Origin of the sequence: Pseudomonas sp. AA-38 (genome assembly GCF_029457475.1) — a bacterium.
In the GTDB taxonomy this organism is placed as follows: domain Bacteria; phylum Pseudomonadota; class Gammaproteobacteria; order Pseudomonadales; family Pseudomonadaceae; genus Aquipseudomonas.
On sequence record NZ_CP120359.1, the window covers coordinates 4,547,755 to 4,571,496 of the forward strand.

At 64.9% G+C, this 23,742-nt stretch carries 25 protein-coding genes and 1 pseudogene; 10 read left to right on the top strand and 16 right to left on the bottom strand.

Annotated features, from left to right (window positions below; all coding sequences use genetic code 11):
* Positions 1-2: 2 nt before the first annotated feature.
* The 4 genes from PVE35_RS20940 to PVE35_RS20955 all read right to left on the bottom strand — a co-directional run bounded on the left by PVE35_RS20940 (position 3) and on the right by PVE35_RS20955 (position 3,887).
* Positions 3-1,334 carry an MFS transporter gene (locus tag PVE35_RS20940; protein ID WP_268179007.1) on the bottom strand — a complete coding sequence of 444 codons (1,332 nt, stop codon included), beginning with the start codon at positions 1,332-1,334 and terminating at the stop codon, positions 3-5.
* Between the two features lie 430 nt (positions 1,335-1,764).
* A complete protein-coding gene (locus PVE35_RS20945; protein WP_277372864.1) occupies positions 1,765-2,355 on the bottom strand; it encodes an HAD family hydrolase in 591 nt (196 codons plus the stop codon).
* On the bottom strand, positions 2,352-3,221 hold the full coding sequence (gene tesB / locus PVE35_RS20950) for an acyl-CoA thioesterase II (protein WP_277372865.1): 870 nt from the start codon (positions 3,219-3,221) through the stop codon (positions 2,352-2,354). Before tesB ends, PVE35_RS20945 begins: the two co-directional genes overlap by 4 nt.
* An 87-nt stretch (positions 3,222-3,308) precedes the next feature.
* On the bottom strand, positions 3,309-3,887 hold the full coding sequence (locus tag PVE35_RS20955; RefSeq protein WP_277372866.1) for a GNAT family N-acetyltransferase: 579 nt from the start codon (positions 3,885-3,887) through the stop codon (positions 3,309-3,311).
* A 65-nt stretch (positions 3,888-3,952) separates the two neighbouring features.
* Here PVE35_RS20955 and PVE35_RS20960 point away from each other — a divergent pair, with 65 nt between their 5' ends.
* From PVE35_RS20960 to PVE35_RS20970, 3 genes are all read left to right on the top strand, one after another.
* Positions 3,953-4,570 carry a hemolysin III family protein gene (locus PVE35_RS20960; RefSeq protein ID WP_268179011.1) on the top strand — a complete coding sequence of 206 codons (618 nt, stop codon included), beginning with the start codon at positions 3,953-3,955 and terminating at the stop codon, positions 4,568-4,570.
* 1,007 nt (positions 4,571-5,577) lie between these two features.
* Positions 5,578-6,498 (top strand): histone deacetylase, encoded by a 921-nt coding sequence (locus PVE35_RS20965; protein WP_277374916.1) that lies wholly within the window; start codon positions 5,578-5,580, stop codon positions 6,496-6,498.
* A gap of 60 nt (positions 6,499-6,558) precedes the next feature.
* On the top strand, positions 6,559-7,383 hold the full coding sequence (locus PVE35_RS20970; protein ID WP_277372867.1) for a class I SAM-dependent methyltransferase: 825 nt from the start codon (positions 6,559-6,561) through the stop codon (positions 7,381-7,383).
* A 3-nt stretch (positions 7,384-7,386) separates the two neighbouring features.
* On the opposite strand, the gene PVE35_RS20975 is transcribed toward PVE35_RS20970, so the two are convergent.
* Complete coding sequence (locus PVE35_RS20975; protein ID WP_277372868.1) at positions 7,387-8,517, bottom strand: aminotransferase class V-fold PLP-dependent enzyme; 1,131 nt, start codon at positions 8,515-8,517, stop codon at positions 7,387-7,389.
* Between the two features lie 113 nt (positions 8,518-8,630).
* On the opposite strand from PVE35_RS20975, the gene PVE35_RS20980 reads away from it, so the two are divergent.
* From PVE35_RS20980 to PVE35_RS20995, 4 genes and pseudogenes are all read left to right on the top strand, one after another.
* Positions 8,631-9,863: a TIGR03862 family flavoprotein gene (locus PVE35_RS20980; RefSeq protein WP_277372869.1), complete on the top strand. Its 1,233-nt coding sequence runs from the start codon at positions 8,631-8,633 to the stop codon at positions 9,861-9,863.
* Between the two features lie 121 nt (positions 9,864-9,984).
* A pseudogene (locus PVE35_RS20985) lies at positions 9,985-10,074 on the top strand (NAD(P)/FAD-dependent oxidoreductase); the annotation flags it as partial.
* 224 nt (positions 10,075-10,298) lie between these two features.
* Positions 10,299-11,300, top strand: a complete 1,002-nt coding sequence (locus PVE35_RS20990) for a response regulator (RefSeq protein WP_277372870.1) — start codon at positions 10,299-10,301, stop codon at positions 11,298-11,300.
* Positions 11,301-11,304: 4 nt separating this feature from the next.
* Positions 11,305-11,742, top strand: coding sequence for a PAS domain-containing protein (locus tag PVE35_RS20995; protein ID WP_277372871.1), 438 nt, complete (start codon positions 11,305-11,307; stop codon positions 11,740-11,742).
* Between the two features lie 62 nt (positions 11,743-11,804).
* Here the strand turns inward: PVE35_RS20995 and PVE35_RS21000 are convergent, their stop codons facing one another.
* The 6 genes from PVE35_RS21000 to PVE35_RS21025 are packed head-to-tail and all read right to left on the bottom strand — an operon-like array spanning position 11,805 to position 17,355.
* Entirely contained in the window at positions 11,805-12,665 is an 861-nt protein-coding gene (locus tag PVE35_RS21000; RefSeq protein ID WP_277372872.1) for a phosphodiesterase, read from the bottom strand.
* Positions 12,658-13,689, bottom strand: a complete 1,032-nt coding sequence (locus PVE35_RS21005) for an ABC transporter ATP-binding protein (protein ID WP_277372873.1) — start codon at positions 13,687-13,689, stop codon at positions 12,658-12,660. The genes PVE35_RS21000 and PVE35_RS21005 overlap by 8 nt, the downstream gene beginning before the upstream one ends.
* Positions 13,686-14,480 (bottom strand): ABC transporter permease subunit, encoded by a 795-nt coding sequence (locus PVE35_RS21010; RefSeq protein ID WP_277372874.1) that lies wholly within the window; start codon positions 14,478-14,480, stop codon positions 13,686-13,688. The genes PVE35_RS21005 and PVE35_RS21010 overlap by 4 nt, the downstream gene beginning before the upstream one ends.
* Positions 14,477-15,334 (bottom strand): ABC transporter permease, encoded by an 858-nt coding sequence (locus PVE35_RS21015; protein ID WP_277374917.1) that lies wholly within the window; start codon positions 15,332-15,334, stop codon positions 14,477-14,479. The genes PVE35_RS21010 and PVE35_RS21015 overlap by 4 nt, the downstream gene beginning before the upstream one ends.
* 13 nt (positions 15,335-15,347) lie before the next feature.
* The gene (locus PVE35_RS21020) at positions 15,348-16,352 is read right to left on the bottom strand and encodes an ABC transporter substrate-binding protein (RefSeq protein ID WP_277372875.1); all 1,005 of its coding nucleotides are present in this window, start codon (positions 16,350-16,352) and stop codon (positions 15,348-15,350) included.
* Positions 16,336-17,355, bottom strand: a complete 1,020-nt coding sequence (locus PVE35_RS21025; protein WP_277372876.1) for a substrate-binding domain-containing protein — start codon at positions 17,353-17,355, stop codon at positions 16,336-16,338. Before PVE35_RS21025 ends, PVE35_RS21020 begins: the two co-directional genes overlap by 17 nt.
* Before the next feature lie 162 nt (positions 17,356-17,517).
* On the opposite strand from PVE35_RS21025, the gene PVE35_RS21030 reads away from it, so the two are divergent.
* Both PVE35_RS21030 and PVE35_RS21035 read left to right on the top strand, forming a co-directional pair.
* Positions 17,518-17,775 (top strand): type II toxin-antitoxin system Phd/YefM family antitoxin, encoded by a 258-nt coding sequence (locus tag PVE35_RS21030; protein WP_277372877.1) that lies wholly within the window; start codon positions 17,518-17,520, stop codon positions 17,773-17,775.
* Positions 17,763-18,059 carry a type II toxin-antitoxin system RelE/ParE family toxin gene (locus PVE35_RS21035; RefSeq protein ID WP_277372878.1) on the top strand — a complete coding sequence of 99 codons (297 nt, stop codon included), beginning with the start codon at positions 17,763-17,765 and terminating at the stop codon, positions 18,057-18,059. Before PVE35_RS21030 ends, PVE35_RS21035 begins: the two co-directional genes overlap by 13 nt.
* A gap of 3 nt (positions 18,060-18,062) precedes the next feature.
* Here the strand turns inward: PVE35_RS21035 and PVE35_RS21040 are convergent, their stop codons facing one another.
* The 3 genes from PVE35_RS21040 to PVE35_RS21050 form a co-directional block, all read right to left on the bottom strand.
* Positions 18,063-19,382, bottom strand: a complete 1,320-nt coding sequence (locus tag PVE35_RS21040; RefSeq protein WP_277372879.1) for a metallopeptidase TldD-related protein — start codon at positions 19,380-19,382, stop codon at positions 18,063-18,065.
* Positions 19,382-20,824, bottom strand: coding sequence for a TldD/PmbA family protein (locus tag PVE35_RS21045; protein ID WP_277372880.1), 1,443 nt, complete (start codon positions 20,822-20,824; stop codon positions 19,382-19,384). The genes PVE35_RS21040 and PVE35_RS21045 overlap by 1 nt, the downstream gene beginning before the upstream one ends.
* 96 nt (positions 20,825-20,920) lie before the next feature.
* On the bottom strand, positions 20,921-21,484 hold the full coding sequence (locus tag PVE35_RS21050) for a TetR/AcrR family transcriptional regulator (RefSeq protein ID WP_277372881.1): 564 nt from the start codon (positions 21,482-21,484) through the stop codon (positions 20,921-20,923).
* A 179-nt stretch (positions 21,485-21,663) separates the two neighbouring features.
* Here PVE35_RS21050 and PVE35_RS21055 point away from each other — a divergent pair, with 179 nt between their 5' ends.
* Positions 21,664-22,326: a glutathione S-transferase gene (locus PVE35_RS21055; protein ID WP_277374918.1), complete on the top strand. Its 663-nt coding sequence runs from the start codon at positions 21,664-21,666 to the stop codon at positions 22,324-22,326.
* Between the two features lie 253 nt (positions 22,327-22,579).
* Here PVE35_RS21055 and PVE35_RS21060 read toward each other — a convergent pair whose 3' ends face one another.
* Together PVE35_RS21060 and cydB are read right to left on the bottom strand one after the other, a co-directional pair.
* Positions 22,580-22,723, bottom strand: a complete 144-nt coding sequence (locus PVE35_RS21060; RefSeq protein WP_268184384.1) for a DUF2474 domain-containing protein — start codon at positions 22,721-22,723, stop codon at positions 22,580-22,582.
* Positions 22,724-22,733: 10 nt separating this feature from the next.
* Positions 22,734-23,741 (bottom strand): cytochrome d ubiquinol oxidase subunit II, encoded by a 1,008-nt coding sequence (cydB, locus tag PVE35_RS21065; protein WP_268179029.1) that lies wholly within the window; start codon positions 23,739-23,741, stop codon positions 22,734-22,736.
* Position 23,742: the final 1 nt, after the last annotated feature.

Here is a 23,742-nt window from a genome sequence, read left to right on the forward strand (position 1 = left end):
GCTCAGGCCTGCGAAGGTGTCAGCCGCGCCGCCCGGCGTGCCGGCAACAGCAGCAGCAAGAACAGCGCCGCCACCACGAACACCAGGGCGAACCAGCCATACAGCTCCAGCGGCTGCCAGCCACCATCGAGCATCAGCCCGGCCACGGTGGGTGAAAGTATCGCCCCGCCACGGCCGATACCGATGGCCCAGCCCACGCCGGTGGCACGGATCGAGGCACCGTAGAGCAGCGGCGACAGCGCATACAGGCCCGCGACGCAGCCGTTGGAGAACAGCCCAATCAGCAGCCCCATGCCCAATGCCGCCAGGTAGGACGAGCCGATACCGGTGAACAGCAGCAGCAACAGCGCGGTGATCAGCATGAAAGCGGCCAGCACCCGGGGCAGGGCGAAACGTGCCGAGAGCAAACCCAGCAGCGTGGCGCCGAAGATGCCCCCGATGCTCAGCAAGACCCCGCCGGTGACGCCCTGCTGCACCGACAGCCCGGACGAAGTCAGCAGCTTGGGCGTCCAGCTCATGATGAAGTAGAAGCCGAACATCACCAGGAAGAACAGCAGCCAGATCAACAATGTGCCGCGCAGCAATGACGGCGTGAACAGCCGCAGTACGGCATTGCCGTTGCTCTCGGTGGCCTGTGCGGGCCTGGCCGGCAATGCCGCCAGGCCCGGCTGGCGCAGGCGTGCGGCCAGGGCATTGACCCGCTGCAGCGCATGGCGCGGCTGCTTGCTCAGAAGAAAATCCAGCGACTCTGGCAGCCATGGCAGCACCAGGGCGATGGCGGCGAAGGTGATCAGCCCGCCGGTGAGGAATACCGAGCGCCAGCCCCAGTGCGACAGCAGCCAGACCGCCAGCAGGCCGCCAAGCGTCGCGCCCAGGGCGTAGCCGGTCGATTGCAGACTGACCGCCAGGCCCCGCCAGCGCGTGCTGGCGTACTCACTGGCGATCACGTTGCTGCTGGCCAGGATGCCGCCGATGCCCAGCCCGGTCACCCCGCGTAGCCAGGCCAGTTGCGTGGGCGACTGGCTCAGCGACGACAGCACCATGCCAGTGCCGGACAACACCAGGCACAAAAGGATCAGCGGACGCCGGCCAATGCGGTCGGCCCAGGGGGCGATGAACAGCGAGCCGAGCGCCATGCCGAGCAGACCGGCACTGAGCAGCATGCCCAGTTCGCCCCCGCTCAGTTCCCACTCCGCCGTCACGGAGGAAGCGGTGAAGGCCATTACCAGCACGTCGAAACCGTCGATCATGTTGAGTACCACGCACACGGCAATGGCCACCCACTGGAAGCCACGCATCGGGCCTTGATCGACGACCTGTCGCAGATCGCTCATGGCGCCCCCCCTTCGCCGGTTACCGGCAGGCGCACAGCCAACGAAGGGAGAGAGGAAGACGGCCAGGCACGGCCTGCCGCCGGGAAGAAGGCGTGAGTCATCAGCGCAAACCCTTGATTGTTCTTGTCGGGACTACTGCTGCGAAGCTGGCAGAGTTGGATCCAAAGAACAATTCATCGGCACCGCAGCGGCGCCAGGCCGACTCGATTGAAAACGCTCGGAAGGCGCGTGAATCCTGACTGAAAGCCCTGTTTTAGGGTAACGATATTGTGTTCGCTGATCGAACGGCGGCTCCTTGAAGGAAAGACCAGACGGTATTTCCTTCCATGGCCCAGGCTCCACTGGATCCAAACCATGACCCGCATGCAATCCGGGAATGCCTGCCACTCTGTCCCCGGATTGCATCCGGGCTACGCTGCCAGGGATCGCCTCAGCCCAGACGGGCCAGCAACTGCGCGCAATCCACGGCATGCAGTTCGGTCAACTGCGGCCAAGGGTTGTCCGGCAGGTTGACCAGCACGCTGCGCGCGCCGGCGGCCTGGGCGCACTCCAGGTCGAAACGGTAGTCGCCCACCATCAGCAGCTCGCTCGGCGCCACCTGCCAGCGCTCGGCCAGGTGCAGCAGGCCACCGGGATGGGGCTTGGGCGGTGCTTCGTCACGGCCGAGGATGTCCTCAACGGCGAAGCAGTCGTCCAGGCCGATGGCCTGCAGGGTCAGCAGCGCCAGCTCATGGGCGTTGCGGGTGAGGATGCCGAGCCGGCAACCGCGCTCGCACAGGCTGCGCACCAGCTCGATGGCGCCGGGTGCCGGGCGCGAGGCCACGGCCAGCTCGCGCTCGTGCTCCAGCAGCCAGGCATGCTTGGCTGCTGCCTCCTCGGCCGGCAGCGCGGCCAGGTAATGGAGGATGTCGGCTTCCTGAGGGATGCCCAGCACCCGCTTGATCGCCGGGAAGTCGTGCACCGCCAGGGTCAGGGTGCCGTCCATGTCGAACACCCAGTGGCGCACGGCCGCGAGGCTCACTTCCAGTCCTCGCGCACGCGGGTCAGGCCCTCCTGCGCCACCGAGGCCACCAATTCGCCCTGGCGGTTGTAGATGCTGCCGCGCGAGAAGCCACGAGCATTGCCGGCCCAGGGGCTGTCCATGGCGTACAGCAGCCAGTCGTCCATGCGCAGATTGCGGTGGAACCACAGCGAATGATCAAGGCTGGCCACCTGCATGAACTTCTGGAACACCGACACGCCATGGGGCTGCATCGAGGTGGTGAGCAGGTTGAAATCGCTGACGTAGCCCAACAGGTACTTGTGCAGTTGCGGGTCGTCCGGCAGCGCGCCAGCCGCGCGGAACCAGACATGCTTGACCGGCTCGCAGGGCTTGGGCGCGAAGGGGTTGATCAGGGTGACAGGGCGAATCTCGATGGGCTTGTCGCTGGTCGCCTGCTCCCGCATGCGCTCGGGAATCATCGGCGCCACCATGCGCGCCAGCTCGGTTTCCGATTTCAGCCCCTCGGGGCCAGGCACGTCGGGCATGGCGCTCTGATGGTGAAAGCCCTCTTCGTCGTACTGGAACGAGGCGCTGCAGAAGAAGATCGGCTGGCCCTTCTGCACCGCCGTGACGCGCCGCGTGCTGAAGCTGCCGCCGTCACGGGTACGGTCGACCTGATACACCACCGGCAGGCGGGCATCGCCAGGGCGCAGGAAATAACCATGCATGGAGTGCACGTGGCGCGCTTCTTCCACCGTCTGACTGGCGGCGGAAATGCACTGGCCCAGCACCTGACCACCGAACAACTGGCGAAAGCCCAGATCCTGGCTACGGCCACGGAACAGGTTTTCCTCGATCTGCTCCAGGCTCAGCAGCGCGACCAGATCATCGAGCACCTGGGTCATGGGGTCTCTCCTCGTGCAGGGGGGAATAGGTTGGCAAGGTGTGCGATGGTAAAGAATTTGCGTGCTGCTGTCGGCATCGGTTTGCCACTAGCCAGCAATACCCATCGAAGCGCCTGCCTGCCACTCGCTGCGCTGGATACGGTAGAGCACATGCGCCTGCAAGGGATGGCCGCTCGGCAACAACGGATGCAGGAAGTCGCCGGCCTGGTCACGACGCATACCGATGGTGCGCATCACCGCCTGCGACGGCAGATTGGCCGGTACGGTAAAACTCACCACCTGCTCCAGCCCGAGCCGCTCGAAGGCCACGGCCAGTGCCGCACGCGCCGCTTCGCTGGCATAGCCCTGGCGCCAGTGGGCGCGGGCCAGGCGCCAGCCGATTTCCACGGCCGGCACGAAGGGTGCCTCGAAACCGACGTGCGCCAGGCCAGTGGCGCCGATCAGCTCGCCACTGTCGCGCCGCTCCAGCGCCCAGAAGCCGAACCCGTGCTCGGCGAAATGCGCCCGTATGCGCGCCAGCAATTGTGCGCTCTGCTCGGCATCCAGGGGCGCAGGGAAATGGCGCATCACCTCGGCATCGGCATTGAGCGCGACCAGCGCGGGCAGGTCGGCATCGCGCCAGGCGCGCAGCAGCAGGCGCTCGGTGGAGGTTTCGATCAGGGGCATGGCGATTGACTCATGAGACTGCGACCATAGGTCGTCGATTCAACAGGATAACGACGGCAGGTAGCATGTACCACGGAGAAAGATTCAACGCCTGGAGCCACCTGATCGGCGCCGTTCTGGCCGCCATCGGTGCAATATGGCTGCTGGTACTGGCCAGTGCCACGGGCGACGCCTGGAAAATCGTCGCAGTGGCCATCTACGGCGTCACCCTGATACTGCTGTACAGCATCTCCACCCTCTACCACAGCATGCGCGGCCCGGCGAAACGGGTGATGCAAAAACTCGATCACCTGTCGATCTACCTGCTCATTGCCGGCAGCTACACACCCTTCTGCCTGGTAACCCTGCGTGGCCCCTGGGGCTGGACCTTGTTCGGCATCGTATGGGGTCTGGCACTGATCGGCATGCTGCAGGAAATCAAACCCCGCTCCGAGGCACGTGTGCTGTCGTTGATCATCTACGCGGTGATGGGCTGGATCGTGCTGGTGGCGGTAAACCCCTTGATCGCCGCTCTGGGCATGAGCGGTTTCAAATGGCTGGCCGCCGGTGGCGTGCTCTACACCGTGGGTATCATCTTCTTCGCCTACGACAGCCGCTTTCGCCATTGGCATGGCATCTGGCACCTGTTCGTGATGGCTGGCAGCCTTCTGCACTTCGTGGCGATTCTGTTCTACGTGCTGTGAGGTTTTTCTTGGTTTATCCCGTTTTCATTGATACTGGACTGGCAAGTTTGTGTGGTCTTGTTGGTGGTTTGGACGCCGCTTTAGGTGTCCTCAGAGATTCCGGGTTTCGCCCCCTCGGGCGCCTCACTTTTCTTTGAAATGCGCAAAGAAAAGTAAGCAAAAGAAACGCACCCCCGCCATCCGGGTCTCGCTTCGCTCGACTCCCCTCACTCCGGCATCGCTCCGGGGTCGGCTTACAAGGGCCATCCCTGGCCCTTTAAGCCTCTCGCGGCATCCATGCCGCTCGCCCCCTGCGCAATGCCTGCGTTCGGCCTCCTGAAGGGGGAGTTAGCGCGCCTGAATGTACATTGGTTTCGGGCATATCCGGCGTGCTCTGGTAGCTGTGGAGCCATGACGTGGCCGCCGGGTTAAACCAAAACTTTCATTCGCGTAGTTTCATTCTCCCGGATAGCTTGCCGGCTTTCAGCCGGCATCCCGGTCAGCCCTAGGGCTGACACATGTACAAGCACTGCGCACTACTTCTGGGTTACCTCGCGTTCAGGCGCGTGCAGAGCCCGCCCAGGAGGGCGAACGGAGTCGTCGTGGAAGAGGTTGAGCGACATGGATGTCGCGAGAGCCGCGATGGGCCATGGATGGCCCACCGCGGCGGGCCTCTGGAGCGGCGATGGAGTGAGCGAACCCTCGCGCAGCGAGGGCCGGATGACCGGGCGGAGGGTTTTGGTTACTTTTGCCCGTCAAAAGTGACTCGCCCGGGAGGGCGAAACCAGAAACATCAGCAAAAACGCGGCAATTCGGAACAGACACAAGAACAACCAGCCAACACAAACTTGCCAGTCTGATATCAAAACTGGCTTTCCCGAGATTCCGCGAAGAACCTTTTCTTCCATCGCTTGAAGGACGTTCAACGCGACAGCGCCAGTGGCTGCCCGACGAAGAGGCGACGGCCTGGTGATTGCCTCGATTGGCTGCGACCATAGGGCGTCGTCGACTCGATGAATACAGTTCCTATGCCCCTACCGCTGGTCTACCACGAGGATTACAGCCCGCCCTTCCCCGCCGGGCATCGCTTCCCCATGGAAAAATTCCGCCTGCTGCGCGACCACCTGGTGGACAGTGGCCTGACCACCGATGCCGAGCTGCAACGCCCCGAACTGTGCCCAACGGAGATTCTCGCCCTGGCCCACTGCCCGGACTACATCACCCGCTACATGTCGGGCGAACTGTCCCAGGAAGAGCTACGCCGCCTCGGCCTACCCTGGAGCGAGGCGCTGGCGCGGCGCACGGTGCGCGCCGTGGGCGGTTCGCTGCTGACCGCCGAACTGGCCCTGCGCCACGGCCTGGCCTGCCACCTGGCCGGCGGCACGCACCATGCGCATTACGATTTCCCCTCCGGTTTCTGCATCTTCAACGACCTGGCAGTGATCGCCCGTTACCTGCTGGAGGCGGGGCGCGTGCACCGCGTGCTGATCTTCGACTGCGACGTGCACCAGGGCGACGGCACCGCACGGCTGTTGGAAAACGAGCCGAATGCCATCACCGTGTCGCTGCACTGCGAACAGAACTTCCCGGCGCGCAAGGCGCAGAGCGACTGGGACATCCCCCTGCCGCGAGGCATGGGCGACGCCGACTACCTCAAAGTGGTGGACGACACGCTAAATTACCTGCTGCCGATCTACCAGCCAGATCTGCTGCTCTACGATGCGGGCGTCGACGTGCACAAGGACGACGCTCTGGGTTACCTGCAACTGACCGACGCCGGCCTGGCGGCGCGCGACGAAGCCGTGCTGCAGCACTGCCTGGGCCGCGACATTCCGGTGCTGTGGGTGATCGGCGGCGGCTACTCGAAGGATCACGTCGCCCTCGCCCGCCGTCACGGCATCCTCCATCACAGCGCGGCGAAGGTATGGGCGGCACGAGGCCTGAGTTGACGAGCACGCCCGGCGCTTCGTCATAATCGCGCTTCGCCCCCTCATGGAAACAAAAGCCTCATGGACGATTCATTCGAGCTGAACAAGGCCAACTGGAACGAGCGCGCCGCGCTGCACGCTGCCTCCCCCGACTATCAGGTACAGCGCTTCATCGACTCGGACGAGCACCTATCCGATGTGGTGCGCTTCGATCTGCCGCGCCTAGGCGATATCCGAGGGCTGGATGCACTTCATCTGCAATGCCACATCGGCACCGACACCCTGTCACTGGCGCGCCTGGGCGCCAGGATGACCGGCCTGGACTTCTCCAGCGCCTCGCTGGAACAGGCGCGCTGCCTGGCCGAGGTCTGTCAGCAACGCATCCGTTTCGTCGAAGCCTCGGTTGATGAGGCCACACAGGTGCTGGGAGAACAGCGATACGACCTGATCTACACCAGCATCGGCGCCCTCAACTGGCTGCCGCGTATCGACGACTGGGCACGCAACGTCGCCGCCCTGCTCAAGCTAGGTGGACGCCTGTTTCTACGCGAGGCCCACCCGATCCTGATGGCCCTGGATGAGGAATGCGAGCACGACCTGCGCATCGCCCACCCCTATTTCGAGCAGGCCGAGCCACTGGTCTGGAACGACGAGCAGAGCTACGTGCAGACCGATGCGACGCTCAGCGCCAGCGTCACCCACGAATGGAACCACGGCCTGGGTGAGATCATCACTGCGCTGCTGCAACAGGGCATGCGGCTCACCGCGCTGGAAGAACACGACTGCCTGCCCTGGGAAGCCCTGCCAGGGCAGATGCAGCCAGGCACCGACGGTGAATGGCGCCTGCGCGAGAGGCCCGAGCGCCTGCCGCTGAGCTACAGCCTGCAGGCGGTGAAGCAGGGCTGAGAATCAGCCCTGCACCTTGTCCAACGCCTGCTCCAGCATCTTCACCGTGCGCTCGATATGGCCCAGCTTGTCCAGCCCGAACAGGCCGAGGCGGAAGGTCTGGAAGTCCACCGGCTCATCGCATTGCAGCGGCACGCCAGCGGCGATCTGCAGACCGACGGCGGCGAACTTGGCGCCGGTCTTGATCTGCGCATCGTCGGTGTAGCAGACCACCACGCCAGGCGCCTCGAAGCCCTTGGCTGCGACGCTCTTGAAGCCACGCGCGGCCAGCAAGGCGCGCACCCGGTCACCGAGTTCCTGTTGTTGCTGGCGCACCTTGGCGAAACCGAGGTTCTTGGCCTCCAGCATGGCGTCGCGGAAACGCGCCAGGGCATCGCTGGGCATGGTGGCGTGGTAGGCATGGCCACCCTGCTCGTAGGCCTGCATGATCTGCAGCCACTTCTTGAGGTCGCAGGCGAAGCTGGTGCTCTGGGTGGTCTCGACGCGCGCCTTGGCCGCTTCGCTGAGCATCACCAGGGCGCAGCAGGGCGAGGCGCTCCAGCCCTTCTGCGGGGCGCTGATCAGCACGTCGATACCACAGGCCTGCATGTCCACCCAGAGGGTGCCGGAGGCGATGCAGTCGAGCACGAACAGGCCGCCGACGGCGTGCACCGCGTCGCTCACCGCACGCAGGTAGTCGTCCGGCAGGATCATGCCCGAGGAGGTTTCCACGTGCGGGGCGAATACCACCTGAGGTTTCTCGGCGGCGATGGTGGCCAGCACCTCGTCCAGCGGCGCCGGGGCGAAGGCGGCCTGCGGGCCTTCGGCTACCGGGCGCGCCTTGAGCACGCGCGCCTCGGCAGGAATCCGGCCCATGTCGAAGATCTGCGTCCAGCGGTAGCTGAACCAGCCGTTGCGCAGCACCAGGCACTTCTGCTCGGTGGCCAACTGGCGCGCCACCGCCTCCATGCCATAGGTGCCACTGCCGGGCACCACCGCCACGGCGTGGGCGTTGTACACCTGCTTCAGGGTGGCGGAAATCTCGCGCATCACGCCCTGGAACGACTGCGACATATGGTTCAGCGAGCGGTCGGTGTAGACCACCGAATATTCGAGCAGGCCATCGGGATCGATGTCGGGGCAGATCTGGGACATAACGGGCTCCAGCCGAAAAGGTTCGAGCTGAACCTGCCCCAACCCGGGGCAAATGACAAGGCCGCAAGGCACTCGGGTAGAATGCGCAGCCTTTCTCGAACCGTTCCGCCGCCATGATCACACGCACTTCACCCAACGCTTATCACGTCGCCATCATCGGTGGCGGCCCTGCCGGGTTGATGGCTGCCGAAGTGCTGGCGCAGGGCGGCGTGCGCGTGGAGCTGTTCGACGCCATGCCCTCGGTGGGGCGCAAGTTCCTGCTGGCCGGTGTCGGTGGCATGAACATCACCCATTCCGAGCCCAAGGACGCCTTTATCGGCCGCTACGGCGAGCGCCAGGCCGAGGTCGCGGCGCTGCTGCGGGACTTCGACGCCGACGCCCTGCGCGCCTGGATTCACGGCCTGGGCATTGACACCTTCGTCGGCACCTCCGGCCGCGTATTCCCCAGCGACATGAAGGCCGCGCCGCTGCTGCGCGCCTGGCTACGCCGCCTGCGCGAGCTGGGTGTGGTGATCCATACCCGTAGCCGCTGGCTGGGCTGGAACATCGATGGCAGCCTGCGTATCGTCGGCGCGGACGGCGAACGCGCACTGGCCGCCGACGCCTGCCTGCTGGCATTGGGCGGCGGTAGCTGGGCGCGACTGGGCTCCGATGGCGCCTGGGTGCCGCTGCTGCAGGCACGTGGCATCGACGTGGCGGCACTCAAGCCGAGCAACTGCGGTTTCGAGGTGGATGGCTGGAGCGAATATCTCAGGGAGAAATTCGCCGGGGCGCCGCTGAAGAACGTATCCCTGAGCCTGCCCGGCCTGGCTCCTCGCATCGGTGAGTTCGTGCTGACCGCTGGCGGCGTCGAAGGCAGCCTGGTGTATGCCTTTTCCGCCGCCATTCGCCGTGCCATCGAGGCCGACGGCCAGGCCCTGATCCACCTCGACCTGTTGCCACAGATGCCGCTGGCCAAGCTGCAACAGGCGCTGGGCAAGCCGCGCGGCAAGCACTCCATGGCCAAGCACCTGCACCGCCAGGCTGGGCTGGACGGGGTGAAAGCCGCATTGCTGCGCGAATTGGCCCCCGCCGAAGCTTTCGCCGAGCCAGCCGCGCTGGCGCCCTGGATCAAGGCGCTGCCGATCACCCTGCTGCGCCCCCGGCCACTGGACGAAGCCATCAGCAGCGCTGGTGGCGTGCCTTTCGCGGCGCTGGATGACAACCTGATGCTAAAGACCCTGCCCGGCGTGTTCTGCGCAGGGGAAATGCTCGACTGGGAAGCCCCCACCGGCGGCTACCTGCTCACCGCCTGCTTCGCCAGCGGCCGGGTGGCGGCGCAGGGGGTAATGAAGTGGCTGCGATAGCGATCTACACGACGAGCGCTCCTCGGTAGGGTGCGCCGTGCGCACCGAAACCACAGGCCACACCGGGTAACGCGGCGAAGCTGGTGCGCGCAGCGCACCCTACGAACTGGCAGCAGTAGTCTGGGAAGCGCCCACCGGCGGCTACTTGCTCACCGCCTGCTTCGCCAGCGGCCGGGTGGCGGCGCAGGGGGTAATGAAGTGGCTGCAATAGCGATCTACACGACGAGGGCTCCTCGGTAGGGTGCGCCGTGCGCACCGCACAGGCCACACCGGGTAACGCGGCGAAGCCGGTGCGCGCAGCGCACCCTACGAAGGAACCTGGTCGGCAGACACGCGTGGATTTCATCCGGGCTACGCTTGAAAAAGCGCTGTGACACGCCACGGCATGCAGCTATGCTCAAATCCAGCGCTTCTTCACACAGGTAATCCCCCACCGTGATTCCCCTGCTGGTCTGCGACGACTCCAATATGGCGCGCAAGCAACTGATCCGCGCGCTGCCGGCCGAGTGGCCGGTCACCCTCAGCCAGGCGAGCAATGGCGAGGAAGCTCTGGCGCTGATCCGTCAGGGCCAGGGCCAGGTCATGCTGCTCGACCTGACCATGCCGGTGCTCGACGGCTACCAGACCCTGGCCGCCCTGCGCGCCGAGGGTCTGAGCGCCAAGGTGATAGTGGTCTCCGGCGACGTGCAGGACGAAGCCGTGCGCCGCGTGCGCGAGCTGGGCGCCCTGGCCTTCATCAAGAAACCTGCCGACCCCGAGATCCTGCGCCAGACCCTGATCGAGCTGGGCCTGTTCAACCCCCAGGGCAGCCCGACGGCACAGGCGCAGATACAGGCCCTGGCTGAGCTCAAGGTGAGCTTCCGTGACGCCTTGCGCGAGGTCACCAACGTCGCCATGGGCCGCGCCGCCGCGCTGCTGGCCAAGGTGCTCGGGGTGTTCGTGCAGCTTCCCGTGCCGCAGGTGAACATCTTCGAGGTCAGCGAGCTGCACATGACCCTGATGGACGCCCAGCGTGGCGAGCGTTTCAGTGCCATCTGCCAGGGCTTCATCGGCGAGGCAATCGCTGGCGAGGCGCTGCTGCTGTTCCATGATTCGGAAGTGAACGACATGGCGCGCCTGCTCGGCTGGCAGCCGAAGAACGAGGCAGAAACCTCGGAGATGCTCCTGGATCTGGCCAGTATCCTCACTGGCGCCTGCCTGGCCGGTGTTGCCGAGCAGCTCGACCTGCGCTTCTCCCAGGGCCATCCGCAACTGCTCGGCCAGCACGCCAGCCTCGACCAGCTCATCCAGGTCAACAAGCAACGCTGGCGCAAGACCCTGGCCGTGGAGATCAGCTACAGCCTTGAGGGCCACGCCATCCACTTCGACCTGTTGCTGTTGTTCACCGAAGACTCGATCAAACGCCTGACCGGCAAGATCGGCTACCTGATGGAGTGAGGCGATGCCCGCGCAGATCGATATCAAGGAAGTCCACTGGCTGCTGGACATCGTGCAATGCATCGACGTCGGCGTGGTGGTGCTCGACCGCCAGTACCGCGTCGAGGTGTGGAACGCCTTCATGGAGAACCACTCCGGGCTGGGGCCGGATCAGGTGCAGGGGCGCTCGCTGTTCGAGCTGTTCCCGGACATCGACCGCCCCTGGCTGGAGCGCAAGGTGGAAAGCGTGGTGCAACTGGGCACCCGCGCCTTCAGCCTGTGGCAGCAACGCCCCTACCTGATGCGCTTCAAGAGCTACCAGCCGATCACCGGCCAGGCCGATTTCATGTACCAGAACGTCACCCTGCTGCCGCTGGCCGGCCAGCCGGTGGAGCATGTGTGCCTGGTGATCTACGACATGACCGACGCCGCCGTGGCGGCACAGGCACAAGCCACCCGTTGAGGCCGTAGCCCGGATGCAATCCGGGGCAGCAACCATGGACTCCCGCCATCTTGCGCCAGCCCTCAGTCGATCAGGCCATTGTCGTCATAGAAGGGATAGGGCCCAGGGTACTGGCCAAATACCCCACTGTGCGTCACCAATCCCTGCTCGCCCTGCCAGTGGTGCAGCAGGTAACCCGGCGGCTCCAGATTGAAATGCGCGGGCGCATCGGCCTGCAGATCCAGCACGATCTGGTGCGAGGCACCGGGGCATACGCAGCACAGGCTGCCGGCGAAACGTCGCTGCATCGAACGATGCAGATGCCCGCAGAGCAAGCGCTCCACCTGGGGATGCGCCGCGATTACCTCGTGCAAGGCCGCCGCGTTGAGAAACGGCTCGCGATCCATATGGCCGATGCCACTGGCGAACGGCGGGTGATGCAGGATCAGCAGCGTCGGCGCCTGCGGGCGCGCCGCGAGCTGGGCGTCCAGCCAGCACAACTGGCTGTCCTCCAGTTGCCCGCCGTGGCGCCCTGGCGTGGTGCTGTCCAGGCCGATCAGGCGCAGCGGATGGTCGTCGACCACCCAGTCCAGCGGCCCCTGGGCTGACGCAGGCAGATAGCCCTGGTCGGCGAATGCCGCCAGCAGGTGGGCGCGATCATCGTGGTTACCGGGCACCAGGTAATAGGGCATGTGCAGGCGCTCCAGCTCGGGGCGCAGCACGGCGTATTCCTCGGCCTGGCCGAAGTCCACCAGGTCACCGCTGACGACCACGATATCCGGGCGCGGCCGGCTGGCATTCAGATGCTCGACCGCCTGGCGCAGCGCTGTCAGGGTATCGACCACACCATAGCTGAGCTTGCCGTGGGCCTTGAGGTGCAGGTCGCTGATCTGCGCGATGAGAAAGGTCTGGCCAGGTACCTGGCTGGTGATGGCATCAGACATGGAGGCTGAACACCCGTTGTGGCTCGACGGCCAGATTGATCAGTTCGCCAGGTGCCAGCAAACGGTCGTCGGCGCTGTCCACGGTCAGCGGCTGGTCGCTGCCCACATCCACCAGCAGGCGGCTCTGCGCGCCCTGGAAGAACTGCCCGAGCAGGCGCCCGCGCATATGGCCAGGCTCGCTGGTGACCCGCAGGTGTTCGGGGCGGCAGTACAGGGTGCTGGGCAATTCGCTGCCCGCCCACGGCAGTTCACCGCCGCTGACCTGCACGCCATTGGCCGTGCGCCCCAGCACGACGAAGGTGTTGAGGGTGCCGACGAAGCTGGCCACGAAGCGATTGGCCGGCTGCTGATAGAGCGCCCGTGGCGTGGCCAACTGGGCGATACGCCCACGTTCCATGACCAGGATGCGATCACCCAGGGCCATGGCCTCGCCCTGATCATGGGTGACGAACACGGCGGTGATGGCCAGCTCACGCAGCAACTGGCCCAGCTCGCTGCGCAGGCGCTCACGCAATTGCGCATCGAGGGCCGCCAGCGGTTCATCGAGCAGCAACACGCGCGGACGCGGCGCCACGGCACGGGCCAGGGCCACGCGCTGGCGCTGGCCGCCAGACAGCTCGTGGATGGCGCGATGACCATACCCCTGTAGCCCTACCAGCTCCAGCAACTCGGCGCAGCGCCGCTCGCGCTCGACGCGCTCCACCTTGCGCACCTTGAGGCCATAGACGATGTTTTCGGCCACATTGAGGTTGGGGAACAGCGCGTAATTCTGGAACACCATGCCCACGTCACGCCGCTCGATGGGCAGCGCCGTGACATCCTCCCCGGCGAACAGCACCTGGCCGGCGTCCGGGCGCTCCAACCCGGCGATCAGGCGCAGCGTGGTGGTCTTGCCGCAGCCGGAGGGGCCGAGGATGGCCAGGGTTTCGCCGGCCTGGATATCCAGGCTCAGGTCATCCACGGCGACGGTGCCATCGGCGAACGCCTTGCGGCAGTGGTACAGGTGAATCGAAGTTGCGCTCATCGTTTGTCTCCACGGGACAGGCGATTGCTGATGGCCTGCAGCGCGATCAGCAGCGGCACGATCATCAACAGGAACAGCAAGGTGTAGGCGCTGGCCACTTCCAGCCGTGCCGAGGCGTAGCTGTCGGCCAGGCCCACCGGCAGGGTCTTGGTCAGCGGCGTATGCAGCATCCAGGTCAGGTTGAACTCACCCAGCGACAGGGTGACCACCATCAGCACCCCGGCGAGGATGCCGGCGCGGCAGTTGGGCACCACCACGCTGAAGAAGCGCCGCAACGGCCCGGCGCCGAGGCTGGCGGCGGCCTCTTCCAGAATCGGCAACTGCTGGCGCTGCATCACCGCCATTACCGGGCGCACCAGAAAGGGCAAGGTGAACAGCACGTGGCCCACCAGAATGAACAGCCAACTGCCGCGAAAGCCGCCGAGGTGGCCGTAGGTCAGCAGCAGCGCCAGGGCGCTGGCCAGGCCGGGCATCGCCACCGGCAGCACCATCAGTTCCTCGAAGGCGCGGCTGAAGCGGTTGTTCATGCGCACCAGGGCGTAGGCCGCTGGCACGCCGATCAGGCACACGCACAGGGCGCAGGCCAGGGCCAGTTGCAGCGACAGCCACACCGTTGGCGAGTAGGCCTGCCACACCTGTTGCAGCCAGGCCAGGGTCAGGCCGCTGGACAGCCCCTGGAAATAGTTGCGCGTCAGCCCGGCGAGCAGCGACAGCAGCACCGGCACCAGCATGAAGGCACAGACCAGGCAGGTGAACGCCAGTTGCGCGAAGAACAGACGCGAGCGCTTCATAGCAGCCCCCCGGATTGCCGCACCCACTTGCGCACCAGTAGCAGCACACCCCAGGTCAGGGCGCCGAGGATCACCGACAAGGCGGCGGCCACGGCGAAGTTGGCGTAGTTGGTGAACACGTTGTAGATCGCTACCGGAGTGACGTTCAGCCGCGTACCCAGGGTGAAGGCCGTGCCGAAGGCGCCCATGGCCGTGGCGAAGCAGATGGCGCCACAGGACACCAGCGCCGGCGTCAGCCCCGGCACCAGGACATCCCGGATCACCCGCCAGTGGCCAGCACCGAGGGAATGCGCGGCCTCCTCCAGGCTGACATCCAGGCTTTCGCTGGCCGCCATCACCGTGAGAATCACTCGTGGAATGGAGAAATACAGGTAGCCGATGAACAACCCGGCCAGCGAATAGGCGAACACCCAGCGCTCGCCCATCAGGCTCAGCCCCAGGCTGGCGAACAGGCCCTGGCGGCCGGCCAGGAGGATTACCAGAAAGCCCACCACCACGCCGGGAAAGGCCAGCGGAAAGGTCAGCAAGGCCACCAGTGCCGAGCGCCCGAAGAAGCGCTGGCGGGCGAGAAACACCCCGCTGATGCTGCCCACCAGCAGCGCAGCCAGGGTGACCATCAGCGCCAGTGCGCAGGTCTGCGCCAGGCCGCCCAGATACTGGGTGCTGCTCAGCACCTGCCAGTAACCGCTGCCCGCCTCGCCCCGGCTCTCGCCGCCGAGCACGATCAGGTGCGCCAGCGGCAGCAGCCAGAAGGCCAGCAGCAGCACCGCAGCCGGCAGCAAGGCGATGGCCGCGCCGGGTCGCCACCGCCTGGCTGGGCGGCGGCTGACCTGAGCGGCAGCAGGGGCGCGCAACGTGCTGCTCACCTCAGCGAATCTCTTTCAGGTAACGCGCGGCGAAGGCTTCCTGCACATCGGCCATCTTCTGGTAATCCACCACGCCGGCGCGAGCATAGTCACTTTCCGGCAGGAAGCGCGCGCTCACTTCGGCCGGCATCGGCACCGGACGTACCGGGCGCAGGTAGGCATTGGCCCACAGCGCCTGGCCCTTGTCGGAGAGCACGAAGTCCAGCACCTTCTCGGCATTGGCGCGGTGTGGCGCGTTGTCCACCAGGCTCATCACATAGGGCACGCTGATGCTGCCCTCGGCGGGAATCACGAAGGCGACGTTGGCCTTGTCCTTGTAGCGCGCGCGGTAGGCATTGAAGTCGTAGTCCACCAGGATCGGCAGCTCGCCGGACAGCACCCGTGCATAAGCGGTCTGCTTGGGCACGATCGGCGAATTGGCGGCCAGCTTCTTGAAGTAGTCGATGGCCGGGGTGAAATCGTTCAGGTCACCGCCCATGGCGCGGTTGACCGCCACCGCCGAGACGTAACCGACGAAGGCGCTGGACGGGTCGAGGTAGCCGACCATGCCCTTGTACTCGGGCTTGAGCAGATCGGCCCAGCTTTGCGGCACCGGCAGGCCGCCCAGGGCATCGACGTTGACCATGAAACCCAGGGTGCCGGAATGGATGGCGAACCAGTGTCCTTGCGGATCTTTCAAACCGGCCGGAATTTCCTCCCAGCCCTTGGGCTTGTAGCTGTCGACCACCCCGGCCTTCTGCGCCTGCAGACCGAAGGTGACGCCGTAATAGACCACGTCGGCCATGGGCGCGGCGCGCTCGGCCACCAGTTGCGCCAGGGCCTGGCCGGAGTTCTTGTTGTCCAGCGGCACCTGCACGCCGGTGTCCTGGGCAATGGCCTCAAGCTGCGTGCCCCAGTCCGCCCATTCCGGCGGGCAGTTGTAGCAGATCGCCGTTTCGGCGGCATGGCTGAGGCTGACGGCGCCGCAAAACAGCAGGGCCGCGAGGGTTTTACTGAAGCGGATCATGGGGTGTGTCCTCGTAGGGGCGGATACTCTCGCCTGGCCGGATATGGCAAGGCAGGCAGTAGGTAATGGTCGGGGCGCCAGCGATCAGCCCCAGTAACTGGTCAATGACCGTGCGCGCCAGCTCGGCGATGGGCTGCACCACGCTGCACAGCGTCGGGTGCATCTGCGTACCCAGGGCGATGCCGTCGAAGCCCATGACCGAGAGCTGCTGCGGCACGCTCCAGCCATTGCGGCGTAGTTCGTTGATCAGGCTGATGGCCAGCAAATCGTTGGAACAGAGCAGCGCACTGGGCGCCTGTGGGCCTTGCAGCCAGGGCTCGATGGCGGCGAAATCGGCCTGGGTGTGGGCCGGCATCTCGATCAGCGGCAGGGCCGGCAGCCCGGCCTCCGCCATGGCCTGCTGATAACCGACATAACGCAGGCGCGCGCGGTCGGACTGCAAGGCCGAGCCGGCCACCATGCCGATACGCCGATGCCCGACGGCCAGCAGATGACGAGTGGCGAGCGCCATGCCGGCGCGGTTGTCCACCGAGACGGCGCTGTAATGACGATTTTCCGGCTGGTGGTAGGCCAGCACGAAGGGGGTGGCCTCCTGGGCCAACGCCTGCAGAACGCGATTGCTCTGGGCATCGGTGACGGTCAGCACCAGGCCATCGACACGTTGGCGCAGCAGTTCCTCGACCACCTCGCTTTCGCGCTCGGCCTGGTAATCGGTGGTGGCCAGCAACAGGTTGTAGCCGCGCGCACGCGCCGCCTGCTCCATGGCCTGGAACTGTTCGGCAAATACCGGGTTGAGCAGGTTGGGCACCACCACGCCAATGAGGTTGGTGGTTTGCAGACGCATCTGCCGGCCCAGACGATTGGGTCGAAAGCCCAGCTCACGGGCCGCCGCCAGCACCCGCTCGAGGGTGTCGCGACGCAACAGCCCGGGCGAAGCAAACGCCCGCGCCGCCGTCGCCCGGGAAACCCCCGCCAAGCCTGCCACTTCTTTCAGATCCGCCATGTTCGCTCGCCTGAGATCGATCTCATTGGCGAGCAAATTAACGGGAGCACATGGCATTGGCGCGACATGAGCGTGACAGTTCGGTTGCAGACGGCCCCACAATTGCCCAACGCGACAAGTATCACTAAAGTGACACTCTCACCTAAGCATCGAGCCCTCCTCATGAAAGTCGAACTGGTCACCAACCTGAAGCGACAAGCCACCAAGATTCTCGCCGACCTTCACGAGACCAAAGAGCCCGTGCTGATCACCGAGCATGGAGTGCCCTCGGCCTATCTGGTGGATGTCGATGATTACCAGTTCATGCAGAGGCGCCTCGCCCTTCTGGATGCCCTGGCCTGCGGTGAACGGGCCGTACTGGAGGGCAATACCCTCAGCCATGAACAGGCCAGGGAACGGCTGGGCAAATGGCTGAAATAGTCTGGACGAATCCCGCCCTCGAACAACTCGACGAGCTGGCGCACTACATCGCTCTCGACAAACCCGACGCCGCTCGCGCGTTGGTCAGGAAGGTCGTCGAAGCCGTCGCGCGCCTGGCGGAGTTCCCCTTGTCAGGCCGGGTTCCTGGCGAGCTACCGGACTCCGTGTATCGCGAAATCGTCGTCCCGCCCTGTCGGGTCTTCTACCGCCCGGCAGAGGGCAAGGTGTTCATCATCCACATCATGCGAGAAGAGCGCCTGCTGCGCGCTCATCTGCTCGAGTGATGGTCACAAGGTCAGGGTAAAGCGCGACAGCAGCGCCCCCGGCAGCGCCATGGAGCCGGTCTGCCGGGCGCCGTAGGTGCCGCTGGGCAACAACAACTCGGGCTCGCGGGTCAGGGCCTCCAGGTTGGCGCCGAAAAAGTCGAACAGCGAATCGTCGAAGCGCATGGTGTCCACCGGCGCCTGAATCTGCCCGTCCTCGACCCAGAAGGTGGCGAAGCGGGTCATGCCGGTCAGGCGCCCGGCGGGCAGGTCGGAGAAATTGCCGTACCACAGGTTGCCGATATACAGGCCCGTGCCGAGCCGTTGCAGCACCTCGGCTTCCTCCAGATCGCCGCCCTGCATGCGCAGCGCCAAAGGGTATTCGCCACGCCCCGCGCCATTGGCGCTCAAGCCATATTCGGCGGCGCTGCGCGAACTGACCATGCGTTCGCCGGGCCGGCCCTGTTCGACCAGGCGCAGCGGCTGGCGCGGCCCCTCGGCGGTGAAGGCCGGGGCCAGGCCGCCTTCGATGCGTTCGTCCAGGGTCACCTGCGCATTGAGTTCGGCCTTGCCATTGAACAGCCGCTGCAGGGGGCTGCCACCGGAGGCCAGCGCCTGAGCGCCGAAGCCCCAGCAACACAGGCCGATCAGTTCCTCCAGCGCCGCCGGTGCCAGGTAGGCGCGGTAGCTGCCGGGCTGCAACGCCCTGGCCGGACGACCGAGAAAGGCCAGTTGCTGCCGCGCAGCATCGAGCTTGCGGGCAAACGCCTGGGCATCCCACTGCTCGCCGGCATAGGTGGTTTTCACCGCCTGGCCATTGCCATGGAACAGGCTGAATTCCAGATTGAAGCTGCTGGCGGCATACCAGCCGAACGCGCCCCAGGAGCTGGCAAAACCCTGGTACTGCGGGCCGGCAGCCAGGAAGCCGACCAGATCCAGGCCAGCCGCGGCGCTGACGATCTGCTGCGCCATGGCCGCGCCATCCAGCAGCACCGTCACTGCCGTCGACTCGCTACGCCAGGCCTCACGGTTGAGCCGCAGATAAGGGTCATCGACCAGGCTCGGCAGCAGCGCACGCAGGTGCTGCAGGGCCTGTTGCAGCGATACAGCGTCCTCGTCGAAGGTTCCGCTCAACACCAGCTTGTGCTCGGCATGGCGCTGGCCCTGATACAACGCCAGAGTGACGTACACCTGCTGCACCTGCCCGGCCTGACGTACCCGCCCCTGGTTGAAGCGGATGAAGGTGGACTGCTCCGCCGCATAGGCCAGGGTGAAGCCCTCTTCGCCTGCCACCTGCCCCTGCAGGTGCTCCAGCAACGCGGAAAAATGCTGACGTGCATCCATCAGGCAGCTCCTCCGAAAACGTCGACATCGGCGAACACGCAGGCCGGCGAGGCGTGCCCGACACGAATCACCTGATTGGGCTCGCCCTTGCCGCAGTAGGGTGTGCCCAGCACCTCGAAGGTGCTGGCATCGCCCACCGCCTTGAGGCTGCGCCAGAACCGCGCGCTGATGCCGCGATAGTTGGGGTTCTTCACCACACCCTTGAGTTCACCGTTCTCGATCAACTGGCCCCACTCGCAACCGAACTGGAATTTGTTGCGCGCATCGTCGATCGACCAGGAGCGGTTGTTGCTCATCAGGATGCCGCGCTCGATACCGCCGATCAGCTCGGTCAGGCTCTGGTCGCCCGGCTCCAGATTGAGATTGGCCATGCGGTCGATGGGGGGCCGGTTCCAGCTACAGGCGCGGCTGTTGGCCACGCCCGGCAGGCCGCTACGCCACTGCGATAGCGCGCCGCCCAGCGGGCGTTGAAGGATTCCGCCTTTGATCAGGTACTGGCGCTGCGCCGGGGTGCCGTCGTCGTCATGCCGGTAACTGGCCAGCTCGCCCGGCAGCCCTGGGTCGAAGGTCACGTCCAGCAGCGGCGAGCCGTACTGGTACTGCCCGAAATCCTCCTGGCGGATAAAGCTGGTGCCGGCGAAGTTGCGCTCGTCACCGAGGATGCGATCGAGCTCCAGCGGGTGGCCGATGGATTCGTGAATCTGCAGGATCATCTGATCCGGCAGCAGCAGCAGATCACGCGGGCCACTGGGGGTATTGGGCGCCAACAGCAGTTGCAACGCCTCGTCGGCGATACGCGCGGCGCTGCCGAGCACGCCGAGTGTTGGCAACACCTCGGCACCACCCTGGCGCGCCAGGTGGGTGCCACCGAAGCTGCGGCTCTGGCTATCGCGCTCGTCGCTGGCGGTCACGCCGATCTGCGGGAACACATAGCGCTGAGCGCGGCGCAAACAGGCGCCGGCGCTGTTGAGGTAGATCTGTTCATGGTTGGTGAAGGTCAACCCGACATGGCTGTCCACCAGGCGCGCGTCGCGGGGAATCAGCGCCGACTCGGCCATCAGCAGCTCGAACCAGTGCGCAGCGCTGGCCTGCGGCTGCTCGTAGCCCGGCAGCACATCATCGGCCTGCTCGGCAGGCTGCGGCAGCTCAGCAAGATTCAGCAGGTTATGCCCGGCCAGCGCCCGCGCCATCTGCTCGGCCCGTTCCAGCGCAGCCTGCAGGCCGGCCTGGCTAAGATCACTGGTGGCCGCATAGGCTTCGACGCCGCCGACGCGGGCCGTGAGCATGGCACCGCCGTCATCGACGAAGGACGGCGCCTGCGCCACGTGTCGGCGCACCCAGTAGGATTGCCTACGCTCCTGTACATGGCGCAACGACCAGAAGTCGGCAGTGGCATGCAGCGCGGCGAAGCGGCGTTGCAGGGTTTCGCTGAAGGCGAACATTGGGCACCCATCGAATGGCGGCAAAAGGAACAGTCTAACAACCCTGCAAGGCCGCACGTGACAGAGGCTATTGCGTGTCACTGTAACGCCTGAAACTCAGGCAGGCAGGAGTCCGGCCTTCCGATAACCCTCCAGAAGCGAATCGAACAACGTGATATCGGCGCGACTGCGGGCCATAAGCTGGGCACCGGCAATGGCAGCGAAAATAGCCTTTGCTCGTTCCTCGCACGCTGCCGGCTCACCGACACCGGCCGCAAGCAGAACCTTGGAAAGCCAGGCCACGTTGACGGTGGCGAACGCCTGCACCTCGCTCTTCACTTGCGAGGGAAGGTCTTCGTACTCCGCGGCCATGAAGCTGCACAGGCACAACCTGTTTTCGCTCTCGAGTGATCGTCGAAAAATCGAGGGATATCGTTGCAGGCATTCAAGCGGACTGTCAGCCCCTTCCAGCATCGCCTGCAGTGCGGCTGCCGTATCTTCCCAGTAGCGCCTGGCTACCGCAGCACCGAGATCGGCCTTACTGGGGAAGTGGTAGTAGATACTCGCGCTCTTGATACCGACCGCAGCCGCCAGATCACGGAAATTCAGCCCGCTATAGCCATGAGACTGTGCCGCCTTCCTTGCAGCCGCCAGGATGGCCTCTTTTGCGTTTGCACTCACGCCATCGCCTCACCGGTTAAAAGATGACCGGAATGCTAACCGCCCCCCTTAAACCTGCCAACTGATAGATAGGCGTTGACAGCAAGTAAATGGCGCCTATAACTGAATCTACCAATTGATAGGTAGATATACATATGAACACTACTCCACATCACCAAACCGACACCCGCCAGTTACCGATGAAAATCTACGATTGGTACAACGGCCCCTATCCGGCGCGAGTTCGCATAGCGCTCGCAGAGAAAGGCCTTTTATCAAGAGTTGATTTCGTGTCGATCAACCTCTGGAAAGGTGAACACAAGACGCCTGAATTTCTCGAAATGAACTACTCGGGCACGCTCCCGGTTCTGGAGCTGGAGGACGGCACCCACATCGCGGAATGCACGGCCATCACTCAGTATCTGGACGACCTGGAGGGCTCACCGACGCTTACTGGTAAAACCGCCGTTGAAAAAGGGCTGATCCACATGATGACCAAGCGCGCCGAGATCGAGTTTCTCGATGCCTTAAGCCTGTACTTTCACCATGCCACCCCAGGCCTGGGCCCACAGGTCGAGCTTTATCAGAATGAGGAATGGGGCCTGCGCATGCGTGACAAGGCTTTACGAGGCATGCGCTATTTCAATGGCGTACTGAAGAACCAGCCATTCGTTGCCGGGGCATCCTTTTCCATGGCGGATATAGCCGTCATTGGCGGCATGATCTTCTCGACGCTGGTGAAGTTACCGATCCCCGACGAGTGCAAGGCACTTCGCGAGTGGTATGCCCGGATGCAAAAGCGCCCCAGCGTAGCTGCATGGGCAGCGATGGTTGAAAAAGGCGAGCCGCTAGCAGGCCGTTGAAAAACGTAGGCGAGGCAGGCTGGCCTAGGCAAAAACAGCCGAAAAAGCGCAGTTTACGTGCTGTAAATGAGCATTTTGAGGCTGTTTTTAACGACGGCCAGGCAACGCAGGTAGTTTTCCAACAGCCTGCTAGGCTGATGCTTGCAGCCGACACACCTCATCGCCACAGCAAGTAGGCTGGGCAACGCGAAGTTTGCCCACCCTCTCGGGGGAGGCTGACACGTCAGCCCCTAGCGCCCGCAGGGTTAAGCGACTACGGCGTGCTCAACCCCGCCGCACTCATGAACAGGCGCAGCAGCCAGGCCACCACGCCCAGGGCGGTGACGCTGCAGGCCCAGATCAGTACCAGCCAGCCCAGGCGCTGCCACAGCGGTTTCTTCTCTTCGGTTTCGGTCATGGCCGAGCCCTCAGTGATAACCGTCATCCACCGTCACCTTGCCTCTGAACACGTAATAGCTCCAGGCGGTGTACATGAGGATGAACGGGATGATGAACAGCGCCCCGACCAGCATGAAGCCCTGGCTCTGTGGCGGCGCAGAGGCGTCCCAGATGCTGATGGATGGCGGAATCACGTTCGGCCACAGGCTGATGCCCAGGCCGCTATAGCCGAGAAAGATCAGCACCAGGGTGAGAATGAACGGCGCGTAATGGGCATTGTTCGCCACCGCCCTGAGCAGCGCCCAGGTACACAGCAGCACCAGTACCGGCACCGGCATGAACCAGAACAGGTTGGGCAGGCTGAACCAGCGCTCGGCGATGGCCGGATGGGCAAAGGGCGTCCACAGGCTGACGATGCCGGTCACCCCCAGCAGCACCAGCACCAGCGGCCGTCCCAGGTCGTGCATCTGCTGCTGCAGACGGCCCTCGGTCTTCATGATCAGCCAGGTGCAACCGAGCAGCGCGTAGGCGGCGATCAGCGCCACGCCACAGAATACCGAGAACGGCGTCAGCCAGTCGAAGGCGCCACCGGCGAAGCGCCGATTGACCACCTCGAAACCGTCTATGTACGCCCCCAGCGCCACACCCTGGAAGAAAGTGGCAGTCAGCGAGCCGCCGATGAAGGCCTTGTCCCACAGATGGCGCTTGGCGGCCTTGGCCTTGAAGCGGAACTCGAAGGCCACGCCGCGGAAGATCAGCCCCAGCAGCATCAGGATCAGCGGCAGATAGAGCGCATCCAGCACCACCGAGTAGGCCAGCGGGAAGGCGCCGAACAGCGCCGCGCCGCCGAGCACCAGCCAGGTTTCGTTGCCGTCCCAGACCGGCGCCACGGTGTTCATCATCACGTCGCGCTCACCCTTGTCACGGACGAAAGGAAAGAGGATGCCGATGCCCAGATCGAAGCCATCCATCACCACGTACATCATCACCCCGAAGGCGATGATCACCGCCCAGATCAGCGCAAGGTCGATACCCATG